The 22,598-nt window shown below is 60.6% G+C and carries 16 protein-coding genes; 3 read left to right on the top strand and 13 right to left on the bottom strand.

Annotated elements, in window-relative coordinates; genetic code table 11:
* The first annotated feature begins 143 nt into the window (after positions 1–143).
* Positions 144–881 carry an ABC transporter substrate-binding protein gene (locus QRN36_RS02410; RefSeq protein ID WP_285422666.1) on the top strand — a complete coding sequence of 246 codons (738 nt, stop codon included), beginning with the start codon at positions 144–146 and terminating at the stop codon, positions 879–881.
* Here the strand turns inward: QRN36_RS02410 and yccS are convergent.
* The 12 genes from yccS to QRN36_RS02350 all read right to left on the bottom strand — a co-directional run bounded on the left by yccS (position 862) and on the right by QRN36_RS02350 (position 18,344).
* Positions 862–3,069, bottom strand: coding sequence for a YccS family putative transporter (yccS, locus tag QRN36_RS02405; protein WP_285422665.1), 2,208 nt, complete (start codon positions 3,067–3,069; stop codon positions 862–864). The two genes, QRN36_RS02410 and yccS, sit on opposite strands and share 20 nt — an antisense overlap.
* Before the next feature lie 314 nt (positions 3,070–3,383).
* On the bottom strand, positions 3,384–4,562 hold the full coding sequence (locus QRN36_RS02400; RefSeq protein ID WP_285422664.1) for an NAD(P)/FAD-dependent oxidoreductase: 1,179 nt from the start codon (positions 4,560–4,562) through the stop codon (positions 3,384–3,386).
* A 138-nt stretch (positions 4,563–4,700) separates the two neighbouring features.
* Positions 4,701–6,080 carry an ATP-dependent RNA helicase DbpA gene (gene dbpA, locus QRN36_RS02395; protein ID WP_285422663.1) on the bottom strand — a complete coding sequence of 460 codons (1,380 nt, stop codon included), beginning with the start codon at positions 6,078–6,080 and terminating at the stop codon, positions 4,701–4,703.
* Between the two features lie 244 nt (positions 6,081–6,324).
* Entirely contained in the window at positions 6,325–7,767 is a 1,443-nt protein-coding gene (gene mdtD / locus QRN36_RS02390) for a multidrug transporter subunit MdtD (protein WP_285422662.1), read from the bottom strand.
* A gap of 133 nt (positions 7,768–7,900) precedes the next feature.
* Positions 7,901–9,226: a TldD/PmbA family protein gene (locus tag QRN36_RS02385; RefSeq protein WP_285422661.1), complete on the bottom strand. Its 1,326-nt coding sequence runs from the start codon at positions 9,224–9,226 to the stop codon at positions 7,901–7,903.
* On the bottom strand, positions 9,226–10,668 hold the full coding sequence (locus tag QRN36_RS02380; RefSeq protein ID WP_285422660.1) for a TldD/PmbA family protein: 1,443 nt from the start codon (positions 10,666–10,668) through the stop codon (positions 9,226–9,228). Before QRN36_RS02380 ends, QRN36_RS02385 begins: the two co-directional genes overlap by 1 nt.
* A 235-nt stretch (positions 10,669–10,903) precedes the next feature.
* A complete protein-coding gene (betA, locus tag QRN36_RS02375) occupies positions 10,904–12,604 on the bottom strand; it encodes a choline dehydrogenase (RefSeq protein ID WP_285422659.1) in 1,701 nt (566 codons plus the stop codon).
* A gap of 236 nt (positions 12,605–12,840) precedes the next feature.
* Positions 12,841–14,313, bottom strand: coding sequence for a betaine-aldehyde dehydrogenase (betB, locus tag QRN36_RS02370; protein ID WP_285422658.1), 1,473 nt, complete (start codon positions 14,311–14,313; stop codon positions 12,841–12,843).
* An 83-nt stretch (positions 14,314–14,396) separates the two neighbouring features.
* Positions 14,397–14,996: a transcriptional regulator BetI gene (gene betI, locus QRN36_RS02365; RefSeq protein ID WP_285422657.1), complete on the bottom strand. Its 600-nt coding sequence runs from the start codon at positions 14,994–14,996 to the stop codon at positions 14,397–14,399.
* Positions 14,997–15,305: 309 nt separating this feature from the next.
* Positions 15,306–16,487 carry a choline ABC transporter ATP-binding protein gene (gene choV, locus QRN36_RS02360; protein WP_093465246.1) on the bottom strand — a complete coding sequence of 394 codons (1,182 nt, stop codon included), beginning with the start codon at positions 16,485–16,487 and terminating at the stop codon, positions 15,306–15,308.
* A complete protein-coding gene (gene choW, locus QRN36_RS02355; protein WP_177182163.1) occupies positions 16,484–17,332 on the bottom strand; it encodes a choline ABC transporter permease subunit in 849 nt (282 codons plus the stop codon). Before choW ends, choV begins: the two co-directional genes overlap by 4 nt.
* Before the next feature lie 64 nt (positions 17,333–17,396).
* Positions 17,397–18,344, bottom strand: a complete 948-nt coding sequence (locus QRN36_RS02350) for a choline ABC transporter substrate-binding protein (RefSeq protein WP_285422656.1) — start codon at positions 18,342–18,344, stop codon at positions 17,397–17,399.
* 477 nt (positions 18,345–18,821) lie between these two features.
* Here QRN36_RS02350 and QRN36_RS02345 point away from each other — a divergent pair, with 477 nt between their 5' ends.
* On the top strand, positions 18,822–20,198 hold the full coding sequence (locus tag QRN36_RS02345; protein ID WP_285422655.1) for an L-serine ammonia-lyase: 1,377 nt from the start codon (positions 18,822–18,824) through the stop codon (positions 20,196–20,198).
* 832 nt (positions 20,199–21,030) lie between these two features.
* Positions 21,031–22,134, top strand: coding sequence for a GlxA family transcriptional regulator (locus QRN36_RS02340; RefSeq protein WP_093465236.1), 1,104 nt, complete (start codon positions 21,031–21,033; stop codon positions 22,132–22,134).
* 76 nt (positions 22,135–22,210) lie between these two features.
* Here QRN36_RS02340 and QRN36_RS02335 read toward each other — a convergent pair.
* Positions 22,211–22,598: integrase core domain-containing protein (locus QRN36_RS02335; RefSeq protein ID WP_285422654.1), on the bottom strand; the 388-nt coding region annotated here is incomplete at its 5' end.

Below are 22,598 nucleotides of genomic sequence, written 5' to 3'. Positions count from 1 at the left end.
TTCAATGGAGGCCACTTGCTATTACCGTAATCGCTTTTCTGCCGGGCTGATCAACGTGCCCGTCGCTCGCATCAGGGATGTCACCGTGCCGCGTTATCGCAGCTGAAAATTGCAGGCAATCCGTCTGCCTAAGGATCTTGAGCATGCCGCGTTTGCTTCGAGCCATGGCCTTGCTGGGAATGCTGCTGATCGCGGATCAGGCATGGGCGCAAAAGCTGCGCCTGGCCGGCGACGCCTGGGCCCCTTACTCAGATACCTCGCTGCTCAAGGGAGGGCTTTCCACGGACCTGATCCAGACCGCATTTGCCCGCGCCGGTTACGCCACCGAATATGAACAAGTGCCTTGGGCCAGAGCTGTTCACGGAGTGAGCGAGGGGCGGTACGACGTGCTGATCAACGCTTGGTACAGCGAGGATCGCACCTTGATCGGGCAGTTTTCGCAGGCGTACCTGATCAACCGGTTGCGTTTCATCAAGCGCAAGGACGCCAACGTCGATTTTCAAGACCTCGTTCAGCTGCATCCACATTCCATCGCAGTGGTGCGCGGCTACGCTTATTCGCCTGAATTCGATGCCGATGCTCTGCTCAAGAAAGTCCCGGTGGCAAGCTTTTCTACCGCCGTGCGCATGCTGGTGGCGGGCAGGGTAGAACTCACTGTGGAGGATGAATACGCGGCGCGGTTCGCGCTCAGTCACGAGCCGGCAGAGGTGCGGGACAGCGTCGAATTTCTGCCCCGCTCATTGAGTGAAAACAGCCTGCACATTCTTGTCAGCCTGAAACATCCCGATCACGAGAAAATTGTCGCGGCCTTCGACAAGGCCATCGCCGCTATGAAAGCCGATGGCTCCTACGACACGCTCTTCAAGCTGCACGGTCTGTGATTGCAGGTTCTTTCACAGGCTCTTTGATCAAATGCGCCGCCAGCGTTCTCAGCGGACCGAGCTGGCGACAGATCAGCGCGAGTTGAGTCTGCACCAGACGTTGCCCCTCATCGATCTCTTCCGGCATTTGCTCAAGCTCGGTGGCCAGCGCTTCCTCTGCATCGCTGTGCACGGCCACCGGCTCGCGCATGGCCAGGCTCTGGGCAATCTCGTCGATGCTCGACGCCAGACTCGCGCCAGCCCCTTCGATCAACTGCTCGCGTACTTCGCTGGGCAATTGGGTTTCCCGGTGCGCGCCAAGTCCCGACAGATAGCTCAGCAGCGTGTGTGAGAGCACCAGAAAGCGGAAGCCCACATCGGCTTCCTTGCGGAAATGGCCCGGCTCCATGAGCATGTTCGCCAGCGTCGTCGAGAGCGCGGCGTCAGCGTTGTGGGCGTTGCGTCGGGCGAGGCGATAGGCCAGATCGTCGCGTTTGCCCTGCGCATACTGCTGCATGATCTGGCGCAGATAGATGCTGTTGCAGGACAGCGTATTGGCCAGCACCTTGTTGAGCCTGCGACCTTGCCAGTCGGGCAGGAACAGGAACACCGCAAGACCCGCGATCAGGCTGCCCAGCAGCGTATCCATCAGCCGCGGCAGGAACAGGCCGTAGCCGTTGCCGACCTGATTGAAGCAGAACAGGATCATCACCGTGATCGCCGCGGTCGACAGCGTATAGCGCGTGGTGCGATTGACGAAGAACACAACCCCGGCAAGCACTGCGCACATCGATTGCAGCACCGGCGTGGTGATCAGGTCGAACAGAATCCAGCCCGCCGTGAGGCCGATCGCCGTGCCGATGATGCGTTGCCCGAGCTTGCGCCGGGTTGCACCGTAGCTTGGCTGGCACACGAACACCGTGGTCAGGATGATCCAGTAGCCCTGCGAAGGATGAATCAGATGCACCATGATGTAGCCGATCACCAGCGCCAGCGGCAGACGCAGCGCGTGGCGGAACAGCAGCGACGTGGGCGTCAGCTGCAGGCGCAGCCGGGTCCAGACATCCTTGAGGTTACGCGGCGAGCGGTCGAGCAGGCTGCTGTCAGTCGCATCGGCCAGGGCATCGGGATTACTGGCATCGCTGAGCAGGCGGTCCAGCGTGCCGAGGTTGTTCGCCAGTGCACGCAGGGAGCGAAGCAGGCCGCGCCAGGCGGGATTGCTTTGAATGCGCAGGTGTTCGAGGGACGCGCGCAGGTCGTCGAGCGCGTGGGCGAAACTGTCGTCGTAGATGAACGGCTGGCGCAGCTGAATGGAAATCGACAGATCGCGGCAGGCATTGCCTTGCTGGCGCAGCAGGCGCTGACAGCGGAACAGCACGTCGCTGTGGAAGAAGGCCTCGGCCAGCGAGTTATAGGGATAGTGCGACGAGCTGGCGCGCTCGTGGATGTCCTGGGCGAGGAAGTACAGCTTCAGGTAACGACTGACCTTTGAGCCGGGACGACCACTGCCGACGCGGTTGAGGATGATTTCCTTGGTGACGTTGAGCGCGGCGACGACCTTGCCGTTCTGTTTCGCCAGTTCCAGACGTTTGGCCTCGACATCCAGCGTACGGATAGGCTCGAATAGGTCGGACTTGAGCTTGAGGTAGAGGCCGAGCTCGCGAAACAGCCGCGCCAGCGCTTGCTGCACCGGTTGGTTGGAGAACAGCATCTGCCACAACACCGACAGCAGGCCGTACCACGCAGCGCCAGCCACTAGCAGCATCGGCTCATGCCAGAAATCCGTGACTTCGCCTCCGCGCTGATCCACGCCGATCATGGTGTAGACCGAGAGAATCAACGTGGCGTAGGCGATGGCGCCGTAACGCTCACCCAGAGCGCCCAGCATGGTCAGGCAGAACGCCGCCAGGGCGAACGCGCAGATGAAGACGACGGGGTAGGGGAACAGCAGCTCCACGGAGAGTGCTGCGATGCTGAAACACACCAGCGTCACGGCCAGCGCGTTCAGGCGGCCTTGCCAGCTGTCGTCAGTCTCGGACAGTGCGCTGGCAATGACCCCGAGGAAAAGCGGGATCAGCAGCGACATTTCGTTCTGGTACCAACACAGCGCCATGCTGCCGGTCAGCGCGATGAACACCCTGACGCTGTAGGAAAATTTGTCCAGCGCCCACAGGCGGCGGAAGGTATTGCGCAACGATTTCGATGCCATGAACGCTGACGGCCCTGTTCGCGATTGATTCTGCTGACGGATATGTACAGCGCCGGATGCGTGCTGTACATCCGCTTAGCAAAATTTATTCCGCGAGTCTGGGGGCAAGTTGTCGCTCAAGCACACAACGGTGGGAGTGAGCCGACTGTCTTTAACGCCCCCTTTCGACCCATGGCGTGACACCCGACGCCTTCCCGGCCGAAGTCTGTCCTACGAAAGGCTCGCAGCGTCTGGAGGACCGGTTTCAGCCGGGAAGAGGCTGGTGCATGCTGTCGAGATGCGGGTTGCTACGTTGTCAGCCAAAAAGGTGAACGTCAGACAAACTGCGCTGCCGCGTACGCGGACGCCCAGGCCCACTGGAAGTTGAAGCCACCGAGATGACCGCTGACATCCAGCACTTCGCCGATGAAGTACAGCTTGGGCGATTTCAGCGATTCCATGGTTTTGGAAGACACTTCGCGCGTATCGATGCCGCCCAGCGTGACCTCTGCGGTGCGATAACCTTCGGTGCCCGCCGGCACCACCTGCCAGTTCGACAGCTTCCCGGCGATGTCGGCAAGCTCGGCGTGGGTGTACTGCTTCATGGGCCTGGACACGAACCACTGCTCGGCAATCAGGTTGGCCATCTTTTTCGTGAACAGCTCGCCCAGCAATGTCTTCAGCTCGCTGTTCGGGCGTTCCGCTTGCTGAGTGCTCAGCCATTCATGAGCGTCGTGATCGGGCAGCAGATTGATTTCCACCGTATCGCCCGGGTTCCAGAACGATGAGATCTGCAGAATGGCTGGCCCGCTCAGACCGCGATGCGTAAACAGGATGTTCTCGCGAAAACTGGTGTCGTTGCAGCTCACCAGACAATCGACCGACGTGCCGGACAGTTCGGTGCACAGCTCTTTGAGCTGGTCGGTAATGGTAAATGGCACCAGCCCGGCGCGGGTCGGCAGCAGGGTGTGGCCGAATTGCTTGCCGACCTGATAACCGAAACCGGTTGCGCCCAGCGTCGGGATCGACAGCCCGCCGGTGGCGATGACCAGAGATTCGCAGTTGATGACACCCAGCGTGGTTTCCAGCCGATAACCGCTTTCGGTCTTCTCGATGGTCTGCACGGAGGTGTCCATGTGCAGGCTCACCTCGGCGTCATCGCATTCGCTGAGCAGCAGGCCTAGGATGTCGCTCGACTTGTTATCGCAGAACAGCTGGCCGAGTTTCTTCTCGTGATACGGCACGCCGTGCTTGCCCACCAGCGCGATGAAGTCCCATTGGGTATAGCGCGCCAGCGCCGACTTGCAGAAGTGCGGGTTCTGCGACAGGAAGTTGGCTGGCTCGGTGTACATGTTCGTGAAGTTGCACCGCCCGCCGCCCGACATGAGAATTTTCTTGCCGGGTTTATTGGCGTGATCGATCAGCATGACCTTGCGGCCGCGGTTGGCAGCTGTGAATGCGCACATCAAACCTGCGGCGCCGGCGCCGATGATCACAACGTCAGTAACGGGCAAAGCGGTGTCCTCTGGGGGAATATCGAAACATGATCGTGGGAGTGCCGTCCCGGACGCTCTGCGTCCAGGCGACGCGGTGCGTCGCACAATGCGTTCCCACGCAGAGCGTGGGAACGATCAGGGGGTATTCAGGTGGTTTTAGAGAATCCGCACCCGCAACGACTTGCCCTTGATCTTGCCGTTGTTCAGGCGATCCAGTGCCTGTTTGGCGATGCTGCGCTCAACGGCCACGTAGGCCTGGAAATCGAAGATCGCGATCTTGCCGACTTGGGCGCCGGGAATCCCCGCTTCGCCGGTCAGTGCGCCGAGAATGTCGCCGGGGCGCAGCTTGTCCTTGCGACCCGAGCCAATGCACAGCGTTGTCATCGGCGGGAGCAGCTTGCCGCCCTCTTTGCGCGTCAACTGGTCGTATTGCTGCCAGTTCAGCGGCGCCTTCTGCAGTGCTTCGACAGCCCGCGCACGCTGGCTTTCACCTGGGGCAACGAGGCTGACCGCGATACCGGTCTCGCCTGCACGGCCGGTACGGCCTACGCGGTGAATATGGATTTCGGAGTCACGGGCCAGCTCGACGTTGATCACCATGTCCAGGGCATCGATATCCAGGCCGCGAGCGGCCACGTCAGTCGCCACCAATACAGACGTGCTTCGGTTGGCGAACATCGCCAATACCTGATCGCGATCGCGCTGCTCCAGATCGCCGTGCAGGCCGACTGCCGACATGCCTTTGGCGCACAGGTGATCGACCACTTCCTGAACCTGTTGTTTGGTGAAACAGAACGCCACGCAGGATTGTGGACGGAAATGGTCGAGAACCTTCACCACCGCTTCCAGACGTTGCTCGGGCGCGATTTCATAGAAAATCTGCTCGATCTGGCTATCGGCATGCAGCGCCTCGACCTTCACGGTCTGCGGATCGCGCATGAATTTGGAGGCCAGTTGCTTGATGCCGACCGGGTAAGTGGCCGAGAACAGCAAGGTCTGACGACGCTCAGGCGTCTGCTCGATGATGTCGGCGATGGCGTCGTAGAAGCCCATGTCGAGCATGCGGTCGGCTTCGTCGAGAACCAGTGTGTTCAGGCCATCCAGCACCAGCGAGCCCTTGCGAAGGTGCTGCTGGATGCGGCCGGGTGTGCCAACGATGATGTGCGCGCCATGCTCCAGCGAGCCGATCTGCGGGCCGAAAGGCACGCCACCGCAGAGGGTGAGCACCTTGATGTTGTCTTCGGACCGGGCCAGACGACGAATTTCCTTGGCCACCTGATCGGCCAGTTCTCGTGTCGGGCACAGCACCAGTGCCTGGCAGCCGAAGTAACGCGGGTTGATCGGGTTCAGCAGGCCGATGCCGAAGGCCGCGGTCTTGCCGGAGCCGGTCTTGGCCTGGGCGATCAGGTCCATGCCCTTGAGAATCACCGGCAGGCTCTGCGCCTGAATCGGCGTCATCTGGGCATAACCAAGGGACTCCAGGTTAGCCAGCATGGCGGCGGAAAGGGGCAGCGTGTTGAAAGCGGTGTTAGTCACGGGACGGGCCTGCAAAACAAAATGTCGCGCAGTGTATCAGGTCGCAGGCCCCGGCTTGGGGCTGGGGGCGATAAATGGTGAGGGAATTAATGTGCAGATCTCGGCAGTCTGCCGGGCACAAAACCTGTAGGAGTGAGCTTGCTCGCGAATGCTGAGTCTCAGCCACCGAAGCTCCGGCGGATGTACCGGCCTCTTCGCGAGCAAGCTCGCCCCCACAGGTGTTCGTTGTTACCCCGGACGTGCATCACGCCTCGATCTCAGGCTCGGTCTGTGGCTTGCGCGGCGGGTTTTCCGGGGGCATGCGTGGTGACAGTTGCAGGAAGATCGAAGCAGCCAGCATCGCCAGCACACCCACGCAAAGGAACGTCAGCTGGAAGGCGCCCAGCACACTGCTGACCTCGCCTGTCGACACGTCATCGGTGAAACCACCCAGCAACGCCGCCGCACACGCCACGCCAAGGCTCAGCGACAGCTGCGCCACCACCGACAGCAGGCTGTTACCGCTGGCGGCGCTGGCGTCGTCCAGGTCAATGAGCGTCACCGCGTTCATCGCCGAGAATTGCAGCGAGTTGACGCCGCCCAGCAGGGCCAGATGAATCAGCAGAAACCAGTAGGGCGTGTCGGCGCTCACCAGCGCCATGCTCGCAAGCAAGATGCCCAGCAACAGGGTGTTGCCGGTCAATACGATGCGGTAGCCCAGTCGCTCGATGGCCCTCGTCGCCAGCGGCTTGGCAAACATCGCCGCCAGCGCCAGCGGGATCATGCTCATCCCGGCGTGGGACGGCGAATAACCCAAGGCGACTTGCAGCATCAGCGGCACGAGAAACGGCAAAGCGCCGCTGCCCAGGCGGGCGAACAGGTTCCCCATGATGCCCACCGCGAAACTGCGCGTGCGGAACAGCGAGGCAGAGAACAGCGGCGCCTCGACATGGCCCGCGCGCAGCCAGTACGCCGCCAGACAAGCCATCCCGCCGAACAGCAGCATCACGACGCGCAGGTGCGGCAGATGCAGCTCACCCAGACCTTCCAGGGCGATGGTGATCAGCACCATCGATGCGCCGAACAGCCCGAAACCTACCAGATCGAAACGGGTACGGCCGCCGCCTTGCAGATCGGGGATGAACTTGCGCACGGCGAAGCAGCCCAGAATCCCGACCGGAATATTGATCAGAAAAATCCAGTGCCAGCTCAGGTATTCCACCAGCCAGCCGCCGACCGTCGGACCCAGCAGCGGGCCGAGCAGCGCAGGCATGGTGATGAAACTCAGGATGCGCACCAGTTCGGTCCGCGGATAGGCACGCAGCACGATGAGCCGCCCGACCGGCATCATCAAGGCACCGCCCAGGCCTTGTACCACGCGGGCGGCGACCAGCATGCCAAGTGAGTTGGACGCCGCGCACAGCAATGAACCGAAGCTGAACAACAGAATGGCGCTGAAGAATATGCGCTTGATGCCAAAACGGTCGGAGATCCAGCCCGAGGCTGGAATCAGCAGCGCGATGGTCAGCATGTACGCGATGATCACCGACTGCATGCGCAGCGGATCTTCCGACAGCGAACCTGCCATCGAAGGCAGGGCGGTGTTGAGAATCGTGCCGTCCAGACTCTGCATGAAAAAGGCGATGGCGATGACCCAAGGCATCCAGCGCAAGGTTCGGGCGTCCAACTGCGGCGTCGAGGTCGGCATATGAAGTTCGAGGTCCTTTTGTGTCGATCATTGTAGGCGTGAGCTTGCTCGCGAGAGCGTTCTGTCTGCCCACGAGCAGCACTTGACGTTGCGCTATTGCGAGCAAGCTCAAACCTATATGGATTGCGTCTGGCTACAGCGTCAGTGTCAGCTTGCTGATCAGCGCTCCCGGCAGCAGATTCGAGGCTGTCTGACGTTGACTGTAGGTACTCGTCGACAGGATGAGTTCCCTTTGCGCCGTCAATTGTTCCAGCGAGTCGCCCAGCAGGCTGAAGATACTGTCGTCGAAACGCATGGTGCTTACCGGCGCCTTGATCTTGCCGTCTTCGACCCAGAAGGTTGCAAATCGGGTCATGCCGGTCATGCGCCCGGCGTTGCGGTCGGAGAAATTCAGGTACCAGAGGTTGCTTATGTACAGCCCGGTACCAAGCGCCTTGAGCACGTCGTCCAGCGCCAGCGCGCCACCGTTCATGCTCAGCGCGCTGGGCGACTCGCCCCAGCCTGCGCCGTTGGCGACAAGGCCATATTCGGCAGCGCTGCGGGAATCGATCAGCCGGTCTCTGGCGATGCCATCCGCCACCAGCGACAGATCGGAGCGCCGATACCCTTCGCCGGAAAACGCCGGCGACAACGAACCGGTCACCTGCTCGTCCAGACTCACCAGAGGGCTCAACGCGGCATGAGCGTCGTACAACCGTTGCAGCGGACTGGTTTTGTTGGCCAGCGACTGGGCTGAAAAGCCGCCCCAGCAGAGCATGCCGATGACTTCCTCCAGCGCAGCCGGAGCGAGATAAGCGCGGTATTGGCCGGGCGCAAGCTTGTGCGCCGGGCGACCGAGAAACTCAAGTTGCTCGCGAGCCAGCGCAAAGCGGCGGGTAAATGCCTCGTCGTCCCATTGGTGACCGGCGTAGTTGGCTTTCACCGCCTGGCCGTTTTCATGAAACAGGGACCAGTCGAAGTTGAAGCTGTTGGCCTGATGCCAGCCCAGCGCGCCGCTGGAACTGGCGAAACCCCGGTAGATCGGACCTGCCGCATAGATGCCGACCAGATCGAGCCCTTCGCCGAGTTGCGCGATGCGGTCCACCACCTGTGCGCTGTCCGGCAGCGGCGTGTCTTGCACGTTGCTGCTGTGCCACGGCTCGTCGTTGAGCGACAGATAAGGATCTTGCGGCAGGAGCGTCAGGGTTTCGCGCAGTTGCTCGAGCGCTTGCTTCAAACGCTGTTGATCCACGTCGCTTTCGCCTGACAGCGTCAGGTCCAGATTGGCGTGGCGACCGTTGGCGATCAGCTTGAAATAAACGCTGGCCTGCTGCACATGCCCCGCCTGCCTGACCTTGCCGTGGTTGAAACGGATGAAATCCGACGCTTCGGCGTTGTAGCTGAGCGTGAAGCGCTCTTCGAATGTGATGGCAGCGCTCAACCCGTTGGCAAGTGCATGGAATTGATCTTGATGGGACATCAGGCGTCACCTCCGAAAACGTCGACATTGGCGAATACGCAGGCTGGCGAAGCGTGGCCCACGCGAACCACCTGATTGGGCTCGCCCTTGCCGCAGTTCGGCGTGCCGAGCACCTTGGATGTGCTCGCATCGCCGACCGCGCTGAGGCTGCGCCAGAATTGCGCGGAAATGGCGCGGTAGTTCGGGTTTTTCACCACACCCTTGATCTCGCCGTTCTCGATCAACTGACCCCATTCGCAGCCGAACTGGAATTTGTTTCGCGCGTCATCGATCGACCAGGAGCGATTGGTGCTCATTAGGATGCCGTGCTCGATGCCGCTCACCAATTGCTCCATCGATTGGTCGCCCGGCTCGATGTTGAGGTTGGCCATGCGATCGATCGGCGCGCGGTTCCAGCTGCACGCGCGGCTGTTGGCGACGCCTTCCACGCCGGATCTGTACTGCGACAGCGCGCCACCCAACGGCCGTTCGAGAATGCCGTCCCTGATCAGAAATTGCTTGCTGGCGCGCGTGCCATCGTCGTCGTAACCGTAGCTGGCGAGCTGTTCGGGAATGTCGGGATCGAACGTCACGTTAAGCAGGCTGGAGCCATATTGCAGGCTGCCGAAATCGCTGACGTTGACGAAGCTGGTGCCCGCGTAATTGCGCTCGTCGCCCAGGATGCGGTCCAGCTCCAGCGGATGGCCGATGGATTCGTGAATCTGCAGGATCATCTGATCGGGCAGCAACAGCAAATCACGCGGGCCGGTGGGCGTGTTGGGCGCCATGATCAGTTGCAACGCCTGATCGGCGACCTGCCTCGCAGCACCGATGATGCCGCAAGCGTCGATGACTTCCGCGCCGCCCTGCTGGCCGAAATTCTCGCGGCCCAGGCTGCGGGTCTGGCTGTCCTGGCCGTCGTATGCGGTCACGCTCAGCCCGGGAAACACAAAACGGTGCGCCTGACGGATCTGCGCTCCGGCGCTGTTGAGGTAGATCTGCTCGACGTTTTCCAATCCCAGACTGACCTGCCAGTTCACCAGACGTTCGTCATGCGGAACGTTGGCGGACTCACTGCCAAGCAGTGCGTAGCAGTCGCTCAACGATGGAAAGGCGCTGTTCAGATTGGGTGAAAGATAATCCGCGCAGCTGGTGGCGACAGGCTGGTCGCTCAGATCGAGCAGAGCGTGTGAGGCCAGCATCCGGGCCTGATTTTCAGCGCGCTCAAGAGCCGCCTGCAGGCCGCGTTGCGAGAGGTCGTTGGTGGCGGCGTACGCCTCGACGCCGTTGATGCGCACCGTCAGCATCGCGCCTTCGTCGGTACTCAGGTGTGGCGGTTCGGCGATGTTCTTGCGCACCGAGAGGTGTTGGCTGGTCTGTTTGACGTAACGCAGAGAGAAAAACTGAGCGCCGCTGCGCAGGGCTGCGAACCGCTGCTTGAGGTGAGCGGAAAAGTCGAACATGCAGGAAAGCTCCTTGGCGATTCGGACAGGCAACGGTCCGAATCATAGCGCGCTTGAGCCCTGCGGCGGGACGTGAATTCCCGCACTGTAGGAGCGTGGCTTGTCCCGCGATCTGCGGGGAACCGGCAGCAAACTCTGCAAATGCGGTTTTCCTGGTACACCGAGTTTGCCGATTTTACGACGGGTTCCCCGCCGATCGCGGGACAAGCCACACTCCTACGAGTGCGCGTCCTCCTCAGGCTGTGTGGCCAATCTCCCGCATCGGCGTGCCACGCACCGGCGCATCGCCTGCCACGTAGTACTTCGCGGTGCTGCGCGGCAAGGGCGCGCGGCCGCGGATTTTGTCGGCGATCTTCTCGGCAATCATGATGGTCGGCGCGTTGAGGTTGCCGGTCGTGATCAGCGGCATGATCGAGGCGTCCACTACGCGCAGGCCTTCCATTCCATGCACGCGGCCCTGACCATCGACCACGGCCATCTCGTCGTTGCCCATCTTGCAGGAGCAGGACGGGTGATACGCCGTCTCGGCGTGCTCGCGGACGAATTTATCCAGCTGCTCATCGGTCTGCACCTCGATGCCCGGGCTGATTTCGCGACCACGATATTTGTCCAGCGCAGGCTGTTGCATGATTTCGCGGGTCAGGCGGATGCCGTCACGAAATTCCTGCCAGTCCTGTTCGGTGGACATGTAGTTGAAAAGGATGCTCGGGTACTCGCGCGGATTTTTCGACTTCAGTTGCACACGGCCGCGGCTCGGCGAGCGCATCGAGCCTACGTGGGCCTGAAAGCCGTGTTCACGCACGCCCTTGCTGCCGTTGTAATTAATCGCAACGGGCAGGAAGTGATACTGAATGTTCGGCCACTCGAATTCCTTGCGCGAGCGAATGAACCCGCCGGCTTCGAACTGGTTGCTGGCGCCGATGCCCTTGCCCAGAAACATCCATTCAGCACCGATGGCAGGCTGGTTCCACCACAGCAGCGACGGGTACAGCGAAACCGGTTCCTTGCAGGCGTATTGCAGGTACATCTCCAGATGGTCCTGAAGGTTCTCGCCAACGCCCGGCAGGTCGTGAACCACAGGGATATCGAGCTTTTGCAGCAGCGCCGCGGGACCCACGCCGGAGCGCTGAAGAATCTGCGGCGAAGCGATCGCGCCGCCGCACAGCAAGACTTCCTTGCGCGCGCGGGCTTCAATGCGGGTGTCGCTGTCGCCCACCAGATAAGCCACGCCTACGGCGCGCTTGCCGTCGAACAGGATCCGGTCGGTCAGGGCATGGGTGACGATGGTCAGGGTCGAGCGCTTCTTGGCCTCGTCCAGATAACCGCGCGCCGTACTCGCGCGGCGGCCGAATGGCGTGACCGTACGATCCATCGGACCGAAGCCTTCCTGCTGGTAACCGTTGAGGTCGTCGGTACGCGGATACCCCGCCTGCACGCCCGCTTCGACCATCGCCGCGAACAGCGGATTATTGCCGGCTTTGGGCGTGGTCACGCTGACCGGGCCATCGCCGCCGTGAAAGTCATTGGCGCCGATGTCGCGGGTTTCCGCCTTGCGGAAGTACGGTAGGCAGTCGAGATAGGACCAGTCTTCCAGTCCTGGGTTTTTCGCCCAGCCGTCGTAGTCCATCGCATTGCCACGGATGTAGCACATGCCGTTGATCAGCGACGAGCCACCCAGGCCCTTGCCACGGCCGCACTCCATGCGACGGTTGTTCATGTGCGGCTCTGGCTCGGTTTCGTATGCCCAGTTGTAGCGACGGCCTTGCAGCGGGAAGGCCAGCGCGGCCGGCATCTGGGTGCGGAAGTCGGCGCGGTAATCCGGGCCGCCCGCTTCGAGCAGCAGAACAGTGACGCCCGGGTCTTCGGTGAGACGGGCTGCCAGGGTGTTACCGGCCGAGCCTGCGCCGATGATGATGTAATCGAATTCTTGGGACATTGAAGATGCTCCCTCTTCAGAAAGTGGGCGGTCGAGAGAAGCAGGGGGGAGCAATAGGCATGCTCGACCCCTTGCACCCCATGCTAATGCGCCAGCCGAACTGGCCTCGGGACCTGTAGGAGTGAGCTTGCTCGCGATAGCGGCGGATCAGTCAGCAGAGATGCAAGATGTACCGACGCCTTCGCGAGCAAGCTCACTCCTACAATGATTGCGTTCGACTGTAGGAGTGAGGCGGGTCAGAACACCGAGGCGTAATCGCCCAGCTCGACCTGTACCGATTTGATCCGGGTGTACTGCGCCAACGAGCTGATGCCGTTTTCGCGGCCCACGCCCGACTGTTTGTAGCCGCCGACCGGCATCTTCGCGTCGGACTCGCCCCAGGCGTTGATCCAGCAGATACCGGCTTCGAGCTGATGAATCACGCGATGAGCGCGGTTCAGGTCTCGCGTCACGATGCCGGCGGCAAGGCCGAAATCGGTGTCGTTGGCGCGGCGAATCACTTCTTCCTCGGTGTCGTAGCTCAGAATGCTCATGACCGGGCCGAAGATTTCTTCTTTGACGATGGTCATGTCGTCGCGGCAATCGGTGAAAACGGTCGGGGCGACGAAGGCGCCGTTGCCGAACTCGCCCTCGGTCAGGCGATCGCCGCCGATCAACAGACGGGCGCCTTCTTCCTTGCCTTTGGCGATGTAGCCCAACACGCTTTCCATGTGCGCAAAGCTCACCAGTGGGCCAAAGTTGGTGTTGTCGTCCTGCGGGTTGCCGACGCGGATGCGCTTGACGCGTTCGATGATTTTGGCTTCGAAGGCGGACTTCAACGCGCTCGGCACGAAGACGCGGGTGCCGTTGGTGCAGACCTGACCCGAGCTGTAAAAGTTGGCCATCATCGCGATGTCGGCGGCGCGATCCAGATCGGCGTCCTCGAAAATGATCAGCGGCGATTTGCCGCCCAGCTCCATCGTCACTTCCTTGAGTGAGGAGCTGGAGGCGCTGGCCATCACTTTCTTGCCGGTATCGGTCCCGCCCGTGAACGAAATCTTCTCAATGCGCGGGTGCTCGGTCAGCCAGGTGCCGACTTCGCGGCCGCTGCCGGTCAGGACGTTGAAGACGCCGTCTGGAACGCCTGCTTCGGTGTAGATTTCGGCCAGTTTCAGGGTCGTGAGCGAGGTGACTTCGCTGGGTTTGAAGATCATTGCGTTACCGGCTGCCAGCGCAGGCGCGGATTTCCACAAGGCGATCTGGATTGGATAGTTCCACGCGCCGATGCCGACGGTCACGCCCAGTGGTTCGCGGCGGGTGTAGACGAACGAAGTGTCGCGCAGCGGAATCTGCTCACCTTCGATGGCCGGGATCAGACCGGCGTAGTACTCAAGCACGTCAGCGCCGGTAACGATGTCGACGTATTTGGTTTCGGAAATGGATTTGCCAGTGTCCAGGGTTTCCAGCGCGGCCAGTTCGTCGTTGCGCTCGCGCAGGATGTCAACGGCACGGCGCAGGATGCGCGAACGCTCCATGGCGGTCATGGCGGCCCAGATCTTCTGGCCTTTCTCGGCGCTGACCACAGCGCGCTCGACGTCGGCTTCGGTCGCGCGCTGAACCTTGGCAAGGACTTCGCCGTTGGCGGGGTTGATGGCTTCAAAGGTCGCGTCGCTGCTGGCGTCGACGTAACCACCGTCAATGTAGAGTTTTTGCAATTCGAAACGGGCCATAAAGTCCTCGCAGTTGTCTGTGATGGGCGTTGATCGGGTGCGCCGTGCGCAGTGCCGATCTCTATTCGGCGGCCTGCCGTCTATCAGGAGCAGCGCGCCGCTTTTGCCAGTTGCAAATCCATGTATTCGTAGGCGATCTGTTGCGCCTGTTCGGTATCGAACGCATCGCCCGACAGCGCGCCGCGCAGCCACAAACCGTCGATGAGCGCCGCCAGGCCGCGTGCTGCGGTGCGTGCGTCATCCAGTGGCAGGACGCGGCGGAACTGGCAGCACAGGTTTGAATACAGGCGGTGATCGTTGATCCGTTGCAAGCGGTGCAACGAAGGCGAATGCATGCTGGTTGCCCAGAAGGCGAGCCAGGTTTTCATTGCCGGTCCGTTGACCTGGCTGGCGTCGAAGTTGCCTTCGATGATCACCTTCAGATGAGCGCGAGGGCTGTCATCGGTCAGCGCCTGACGACGCTCGGCGACATTGATGATCAGCGCGTTCATCAGATGGCGCATGGTCGCTGCGATCAGGCCGTTTTTGTCCTGAAAGTAGTGACTGATGATGCCGTTGGAGACGCCCGCCAGCTTGGCGATCAGTGCAATGCTGGCGTCGCCCATGCCGACCTGATCGACCGCCGAAAGGGTGGCCTGAATCAGCTGTTGACGGCGTATGGGTTGCATACCGACCTTGGGCATCTGTGAGTCTCCTTGGCTCGCCGGGTGATCGTGAAGGACTGAAAAACGGCCTTCAGTCTAGTGCTTTTTAATTGAACGTTCAATCAACAAAAAACCATGGGCGTGCGGAAAGGTTGTGAATGGCAGCGTCTGCGAGGCCGAAGTCGATCATCTGTGCTGATCGTTCCCCACGCTCTGCGTGGGAATCCCGCCCCTGACGCTCCGCGTCATACCGTTGGACGCGGAGCGTCCCGAGATGCATTCCCACGCGGAGCGTGGGAACGATCAGATCAGATCTGCTAGAGGTATTGCGTTAAGCGTGTGTCGCGATCAACCGTGATTCTTGCCAAGCAACGCGTGGTACAGCTCGCTGTCGCCCAGGATGCCGACCAGCTGGTTGTTCTCTTGCAGCACCAGTTTGTTGCCGGTGTGGTAGCGGATCTGCAGCGCCTCGCGCATGCCGATGTCCGAATGCACGACCGTCGGTTTGCGGCCCAGGTTTTCCACGGACTGCCCCGGTTCCCAGCTTTGCAGATCAACAGCCGCGCCGTGCTGATGCAGGCCCTTGATGGTGTTGCCGTCGGCCAGGTCGATCCAGGAATCGTCGCCCGGATCCAGGCAGACCTGGGAGCCGTTGATGCGCGTGCAATCGTTGATCGGGCGCATCAGGCTGCGGCCGCACAGCACGTTGAGCGGGTTGGTGTGGGCCACGAACGTACGCACATATTCGTCCGCCGGGTTGAGCACGATTTCTTCCGGCACGCTGTACTGGATGATCCGGCCATCTTTCATGATCGCGATGCGCGTGCCGAGCTTGAGCGCTTCGTCCAGGTCGTGGCTCACGAACACGATGGTCTTGCTCAGTTTCTTCTGCAGTGCCAGCAGCTCGTCCTGCAGGCCTTGGCGGATCAACGGGTCGAGCGCGGAGAACGGCTCGTCCATCAGCAGAATGTCGGCGTCCATCGCCAGCGCACGGGCCAGACCGACGCGCTGCTGCATGCCGCCGGAGAGCTCGTCGGGCTTCTTGTTGCGCCATTGGGTCAGGCCGACCAGTTCGAGTTTCTCGTCAACCAGCTGGCGGCGTTCTTTCTCGGGACGGCCCTGCATTTCCAGACCGAAGCTGATGTTCTCGCGAACCGTCAGCCACGGCATCAGGGCGAACTTCTGGAACACCATGGCGATGCGCTTGGTGCGCATCATTTTCAGTTCGGCGGGTGTGCAGTTGGCGATGTTGATCTGTTTGCCTTCGTGCTCCACGAACAGCGAGCCGCGGCTGACGGTGTTCAAGCCGTTGATACAGCGCAGCAGACTGGATTTGCCTGACCCGGACAAGCCCATCAGCACGCAGATTTCGCCCTTGTTGATTTCCAGGCTGGCTTTTTCGACGCCAACGATCTGTCCGGTCTTCTTCAGGATTTCTGGCCGCGTCAGGCCCTGATCCAGCAGCTTGAGAGCCTCACGCGGGTCTTTGGAGAAGACGACGTCTACCTGGTCGAATTTGATGATGCTCATGCGTCGGCCCTCACTTTAGCGTCGGGTTGTTTGCAGATACGGTCGAGCATGATCGCCAGCAATACGATCGCAAGGCCTGCTTCGAAGCCCAGTGCGATATCAGCAGTGTTCAGTGCGTTGACCACAGGTTTGCCCAAGCCATCGGCGCCCACCAGTGCCGCAATCACCACCATCGACAACGACAGCATGATGCACTGAGTGATACCGGCCGCAATGCTGGGCATGGCGTGAGGCAGTTCGATTCGGGAAAGCAGTTGACGACGGGAGCAGCCGAAGGCTTTGCCGGCGTCGAGCAATTCCTGCGGTACGTCGCAGATGCCCAGATAGGTCAGACGGATCGGTGCGGCAATCGCGAACACCACCGTGGAAATCAGACCAGGAACCACACCGAGCCCGAAGAGGGTCAGGGTAGGGATCAGGTACACGAAAGTCGGGACAGTCTGCATCAGGTCCAGGATCGGGCGCATGCAGGTGTAAAACATCGGCTTGTGCGCGGCAACAATGCCCAGCGGCACACCGATGACCACGCAGACCAGGGTCGCGAACAGCACTTGCGCGAGGGTCTCCATGGTTTCCTGCCAATAACCCAGGTTCAGGATCAGCAGAAAGGAAATGACGACAAAGGCGGTCAGGCCCCATTTGCGCTGGATGTAATGGGCAAGCAGAGCTATCAGGCCGATCAGGACGAAGGGGTTGAACCAGGTCAGACCCGAGGTCAGTCCGTGGATCATGGTTTCCAGCGACGATGCGATGGCGTCGAACGTGCTGGCGCCATGTTGCGTCAGCCAGTCAACGAAGCCTGCAATGTACTGGCCTAGGGGGATTTTGTGATCAGTCAGCATGATATCGGTTGTCCGCGTGCGGGATGAAATGAGGACAACAGGCGGGCGTACCCGCCTGCGTGTCGAGTTACTTCGTCAGCTCGGCTTTTGCGGCCTCCAGGCCAGGTTTACCGTCCACTGTGGTCACACCTGCCAGCCAGGTGTCGAGTACTTGTGGGTTCTTCTTCAGCCATGCCTTGGCTGCGGCATCAGGCTTCATCTTGTCGTCCAGAATGTTGCCCATCAGGGAGCTTTCCATCGGCAAGGTGAAGGACAGATTCTTCAGCAGTTGGCCAACGTTGGCGCACTCGGTGGTGTAGCCCTTGCGCACGTTGGTGTAGACCGTCGCCTGGCCGAAGTTGGGGCCGAAGAAATCGTCGCCCCCGGTCAGGTACTGGATTTTGAACCGGGTGTTCATCGGGTGCGGTTCCCAGCCCAGGAACACGACGTCGGTGTTGCGTTTGGTGGCGCGGTCGACTTGCGACAGCATGCCCGCTTCGCTGGATTCCACGACCTTGAAGCCTGCGTCTTTCAAGCCGAAGGCATTCTTGTCGATCATGCTCTGGATCAGGCGGTTGCCGTCGTTGCCGGGCTCGATGCCGTAGATCTTGCCGTCGAGCTCTTTCTTGAATTTGACGATGTCGGCGAAATCGTGAAGGCCTTTGTCGTAGAGGGCTTGCGGAACGGCGAGGGTGTATTTGGCGTTTTCAAGGTTGGCGCGGACGGTTTCAACGGTGCCGGCATCGCGATAGGCCTTGATGTCGTTTTCCATGGTCGGCATCCAGTTGCCGAGGAAGATGTCCATGTTCTTGCCATCGGCCAGCGACTTGTAGGTCACGGGCACGGAAATCATGGTGGTTTTGGTCTTGTAACCCAGCGACTGCAGCACCACGCTGGTGACAGCGGTCGTCGCAGTGATATCGGTCCAGCCTACGTCAGAAAAATTGACCATCTTGCAAGCGGCGGGCTCTGCGGCCTGAGCCAGAACGGGCAGACTCAGCACAACGCCCAGCAACAGCTTTTGTGAACCTTTCATGGTTGGACTCCTTAGGTGTTTTCTTCTCGTCATCAGCCGAGGCTGACGCGTTTTCTGGTGTCGGCGAGTCAAGGGGGAAAACAGCTCTATCACTGCGTCTGGCGATTGAGTCGTTAACGATCATGTAACAGGGAAAAACAAACGCCTACAGGGTGCGTCGTAACCAGTACATAGGGGGTCGTATCCAGTGTCAGTGACGTCGCTTACAGATTTTTTCCCCGTCCGCCGACCGGTTTTCGAGTGTCTATGCGGCAAAAAGTGTCGAAAACAGTGAGGCTTCTTTCTGGCGAGTCGGCTCCTGCGCGCGCATGTGCAGCGGCGACGTTCGTGGACATGAGTGAGTCGGTGTGAGACGCCGCCCTTCGAGATAAAAGGCTGATGATGCCGCCATCTCGACGGATGACAGCTTCAGCGTAGCAGTTCCGTCGCCGGCCGCGCGGCGCGCCGGGAACCCTGTTTTGCGGAGGTTTGCGGTTAATGGCTATCAGCGTTTTCGACCTGTTCAAGATCGGTATCGGCCCCTCCAGTTCTCATACCGTGGGGCCAATGCGTGCAGCGGCGTTATTCGTGCAAGGGCTGCGCGAGCGTGGCCAGCTGGCGTCGGTCACGCGCATCGAAGTGCAGTTGTATGGCTCGTTGTCGGCAACCGGCGTCGGTCACGGCAGCGACAACGCAGTGATCATGGGACTGATGGGCGAGTGGCCTGACGCAATCGATCCATCGCAGATCGGCCAGCGCATCGCAGAGCTGCGCGAAACAGACACGCTGATGCTCAACGGCGATCATCCGGTCGCCTTCGTGTGGCAGCGCGACATGTTGCTGCTCGACGAAAACCTGCCGTATCACCCCAACGCCATGACGCTAATTGCATTCGATGCACGTGGCGAGGCGTTTCGCGACACGTATTACTCGGTCGGCGGAGGATTTGTCGTTGACGAGGCGCAGGCCGCCAGTGGCATTCTCGATGCCGACAACACGGTACTGCCTTACGATTTTTCCAGCGCTGATGAGCTGCTGATGCTGTGCGAGACAAATAATCTGCGCGTGTCGGAATTGATGATGGCCAACGAAAAGGTCTGGCGCAATGAAGAGGAGATCCGCGCCGGCCTGATGCGCTTGTGGAAGGCCATGCAGGATTGCGTCGAGCATGGCCTGAAAGAAGAGGGCATCTTGCCAGGCGGGCTGAATGTACGCCGTCGAGCGGCGCGTCTGCATCGCAGCCTTCAAGAACTCAATAAACCCAATGTCATTGGCTCGACGTTGAGCGCAATGGAGTGGGTCAACCTGTTCGCCCTGGCGGTCAACGAAGAAAACGCCGCAGGCGGGCGCATGGTGACGGCGCCCACCAACGGCGCAGCGGGGATCATTCCTGCCGTGCTGCATTACTTCGTGAAGTTCAGTGATGAAGTCAGTGAAGCGAACGTGGTGGATTACTTCCTCGGCGCGGCGGCGATCGGCATTCTCTGCAAAAAGAACGCCTCCATTTCCGGGGCTGAAGTCGGCTGTCAGGGCGAGGTCGGCTCGGCATGCGCCATGGCAGCCGCGGGGCTGGCGGATATCCTCGGGGCCACTCCCGAGCAACTGTGCAACGCCGCCGAGATCGGTCTGGAACACAACCTTGGCCTGACCTGCGATCCGGTCGGCGGTCTGGTTCAGGTGCCCTGTATCGAACGCAACGCGATTGCTGCCGTGAAAGCCATCAACGCTGCGCAGATGGCGTTACGCGGGGATGGTAAACACTTCATCTCCCTGGATCGCGTCATCCGCACCATGCGCGACACCGGCGCGGACATGCACGACAAATACAAAGAGACTTCGCGCGGCGGATTGGCGGTCAGTGCGGTTGAATGTTGAGGCGTTGACTCGGCGGCACCTGATCTGACGCCTTCGTGAGCAAGCTCACTCCCACAGGGTTTGCGTCGTAGGCAGCGATGACTGGCAACGGCCAACCCATGGGAGTGAGCCAACTGTCTTTAATCCCCTCTTGATCAGCGGAGTAATACCCGATGCCTTCCCGGCTGAAGCCGGTCCTACGAAAAACTTGCAGCGTCTGTAGGACCGGCTTCAGCCGGGAAAAGGCCGGTGTATGCGGTGGAGATGCAGCGTCTGGAAATCAGACTTCGTCAGATGGCGGCCCCGAGCATGCGCGCTGCCACAGGGGATTTTGGTGTTTTGGCGAGCGGCGTCACGCCGCGTGATAGCTGGGAGTGAGCCTGCTCACCAAGGGCTCGTGCCCGTCGTTGATCATGGGGGCGGAACATCCTCGCAACACGGCGCTGCTCGCTTTTCGCTCACGTTTCGATCCCGCCGCTACCTTTTGGCGCGGAGGCCGCCGGACATGGCGCAAAGCCATGCCACACCGGCGTTATCCGCTGCGCCGCCTGTCACCTGTGCATGCGGTGACACTCCAGCTCGTGCTGGCATTTGGGCACTTCACAAAAGTGCTACTGAATTGCTCAGCCCGCCCACTGTTTACAAGGCCTTGCGTTCAGCAGGTCGCTAATCGAACGCTCATGTCGCTCCCGAATAGACGCATCGCGACGTCGCAATCAGGGTTTATTGAATGCGCATTCAAGTTTAGGCATGGCATTTGCGTTGCAATAACAAAGCTCTCCACTGATGAGAGCAAACAACAAGAGCCTCTTCTTGGGGCCATCAACCGCTTTTCGTGTGAGGAGATACCGTGATGACTTCGTTCAACTCCGGGGCACAACCCCAGAACCGTGCGCCTCAATCCATCGGCTTTTTGCTGCTGGACAATTTCACACTCATTTCCCTTGCATCAGCGGTTGAGCCACTGCGTATGGCTAACCAGCTTTCTGGCCGTGAGCTGTATCGCTGGACCACACTGAGCGTCGACGGCGGCCAGGTCTGGGCCAGCGACGGCCTGCAAATCACCCCTGACGCGGCCATGCACAAGGCGCCGGTGCTCGACACCGTGATCGTCTGCGGCGGCGTCGGCATTCAGCGCACGGTCACGCGCGAACATGTGAGCTGGCTGCAGAGTCAGGCGCGTCAATCCCGCCGCCTTGGCGCCGTTTGCACCGGCAGCTGGGCACTGGCCTGCGCGGGCCTGCTCGATGGTTTCGATTGCAGCGTGCACTGGGAATGTCTGGCCGCGATGCAGGAAGCTTTCCCGCGCGTTGCCATGAGCACTCGCCTGTTCACCCTTGATCGCAACCGCTTCACCAGTTCGGGCGGCACGGCGCCGCTGGACATGATGCTGCACCTGATCAGCCGCGATCACGGGCGTGAACTGTCCGCTGCAATCTCGGAAATGTTCGTCTACGAGCGTATCCGTAATGAGCAGGATCATCAGCGCGTGCCGCTCAAACACATGCTCGGCACTAATCAGCCGAAGCTTCAGGAGATCGTCGCCCTGATGGAGGCGAACCTTGAGGAGCCGATCGACCTCGACGAACTCGCGGTGTATGTCTCGGTGTCCAGGCGTCAGCTGGAAAGGCTGTTCCAGAAATACCTGCACTGTTCGCCGTCACGCTATTACCTCAAGCTGCGCCTGATCCGTGCGCGTCAGTTGCTCAAACAGACGCCGATGTCGATCATCGAAGTGGCGTCGGTCTGCGGCTTCGTTTCGACGCCGCACTTCTCCAAGTGCTACCGCGAATATTTCGGCATTCCACCGCGTGACGAACGCGTCGGCTCCAACACGGCACAGCAAGTGGCGATGATGCCGATTCCGCAAGCGATGGTGCTCGCGCCGCTGTCGGGCCCGCTGTCTGCGCTGAGCCAGGCGCGTAATGAGTCGACGTTTGCGAGTGTGAGGTTGTAACAGGCTCACGCATTATGTGCGTGCTGTAGGAGCGCGCTTGTAGTGGTCCAGTTTTTTTGGACCATTATGTAGGAGTCTAGGCCGCCAGCTTTTCGAAAATCGCTGGCGGCAGGTTGTTCGATGCAGAGTGACAGCGTCGATGGTTGTAATGGGCGATGAAGTCCATCACGTCGCGCTCTGCCTCGAAGTGATTGGTGTAACCGTTTTCGGGTGACCAGTCGTGCTTCTGCGATCTGAAATAGCGCTCCACAACCGCGTTGCCCCAACAATTTCCACGTCGGCTCATGCTCTGCACGATCTGTTTTTCAGCCAGATAATTCACGAAACGATCCGCGGTGTACTGGCATCCCTGGTCCGAGTGGAACACCAGCTCGGTTCCCGGTCTGCGCAGTCCCACCGCGAGCTTCAAGGCCTGCAACGAGAGTTCGGTATCGGCCGTTCTTGAAAACGCCCAGCCCACAATT

This window comes from Pseudomonas sp. efr-133-TYG-103a (genome assembly GCF_030209235.1).
Classification (GTDB): Bacteria; Pseudomonadota; Gammaproteobacteria; order Pseudomonadales; family Pseudomonadaceae; genus Aquipseudomonas.
The sequence above is the reverse complement of the archived record's forward strand: the minus strand, read 5'-3'. Positions and strand labels throughout refer to the sequence as shown.

Excerpts from the sequence above, each read along its gene's own strand:
- yccS (WP_285422665.1), bottom strand. The coding sequence starts at position 3,069 with ATGGCATCGAAATCGTTGCGCAATACCTTCCGCCGCCTGTGGGCGCTG.
- QRN36_RS02340 (WP_093465236.1), top strand. The coding sequence starts at position 21,031 with ATGACTTCGTTCAACTCCGGGGCACAACCCCAGAACCGTGCGCCTCAA.
- QRN36_RS02345 (WP_285422655.1), top strand. The coding sequence starts at position 18,822 with ATGGCTATCAGCGTTTTCGACCTGTTCAAGATCGGTATCGGCCCCTCC.
- choV (WP_093465246.1), bottom strand. The coding sequence starts at position 16,487 with ATGAGCATCATCAAATTCGACCAGGTAGACGTCGTCTTCTCCAAAGAC.
- betI (WP_285422657.1), bottom strand. The coding sequence starts at position 14,996 with ATGCCCAAGGTCGGTATGCAACCCATACGCCGTCAACAGCTGATTCAG.
- betA (WP_285422659.1), bottom strand. The coding sequence starts at position 12,604 with ATGTCCCAAGAATTCGATTACATCATCATCGGCGCAGGCTCGGCCGGT.
- QRN36_RS02350 (WP_285422656.1), bottom strand. The coding sequence starts at position 18,344 with ATGAAAGGTTCACAAAAGCTGTTGCTGGGCGTTGTGCTGAGTCTGCCC.
- betB (WP_285422658.1), bottom strand. The coding sequence starts at position 14,313 with ATGGCCCGTTTCGAATTGCAAAAACTCTACATTGACGGTGGTTACGTC.
- QRN36_RS02380 (WP_285422660.1), bottom strand. The coding sequence starts at position 10,668 with ATGTTCGACTTTTCCGCTCACCTCAAGCAGCGGTTCGCAGCCCTGCGC.
- QRN36_RS02410 (WP_285422666.1), top strand. The coding sequence starts at position 144 with ATGCCGCGTTTGCTTCGAGCCATGGCCTTGCTGGGAATGCTGCTGATC.
- QRN36_RS02385 (WP_285422661.1), bottom strand. The coding sequence starts at position 9,226 with ATGTCCCATCAAGATCAATTCCATGCACTTGCCAACGGGTTGAGCGCT.
- mdtD (WP_285422662.1), bottom strand. The coding sequence starts at position 7,767 with ATGCCGACCTCGACGCCGCAGTTGGACGCCCGAACCTTGCGCTGGATG.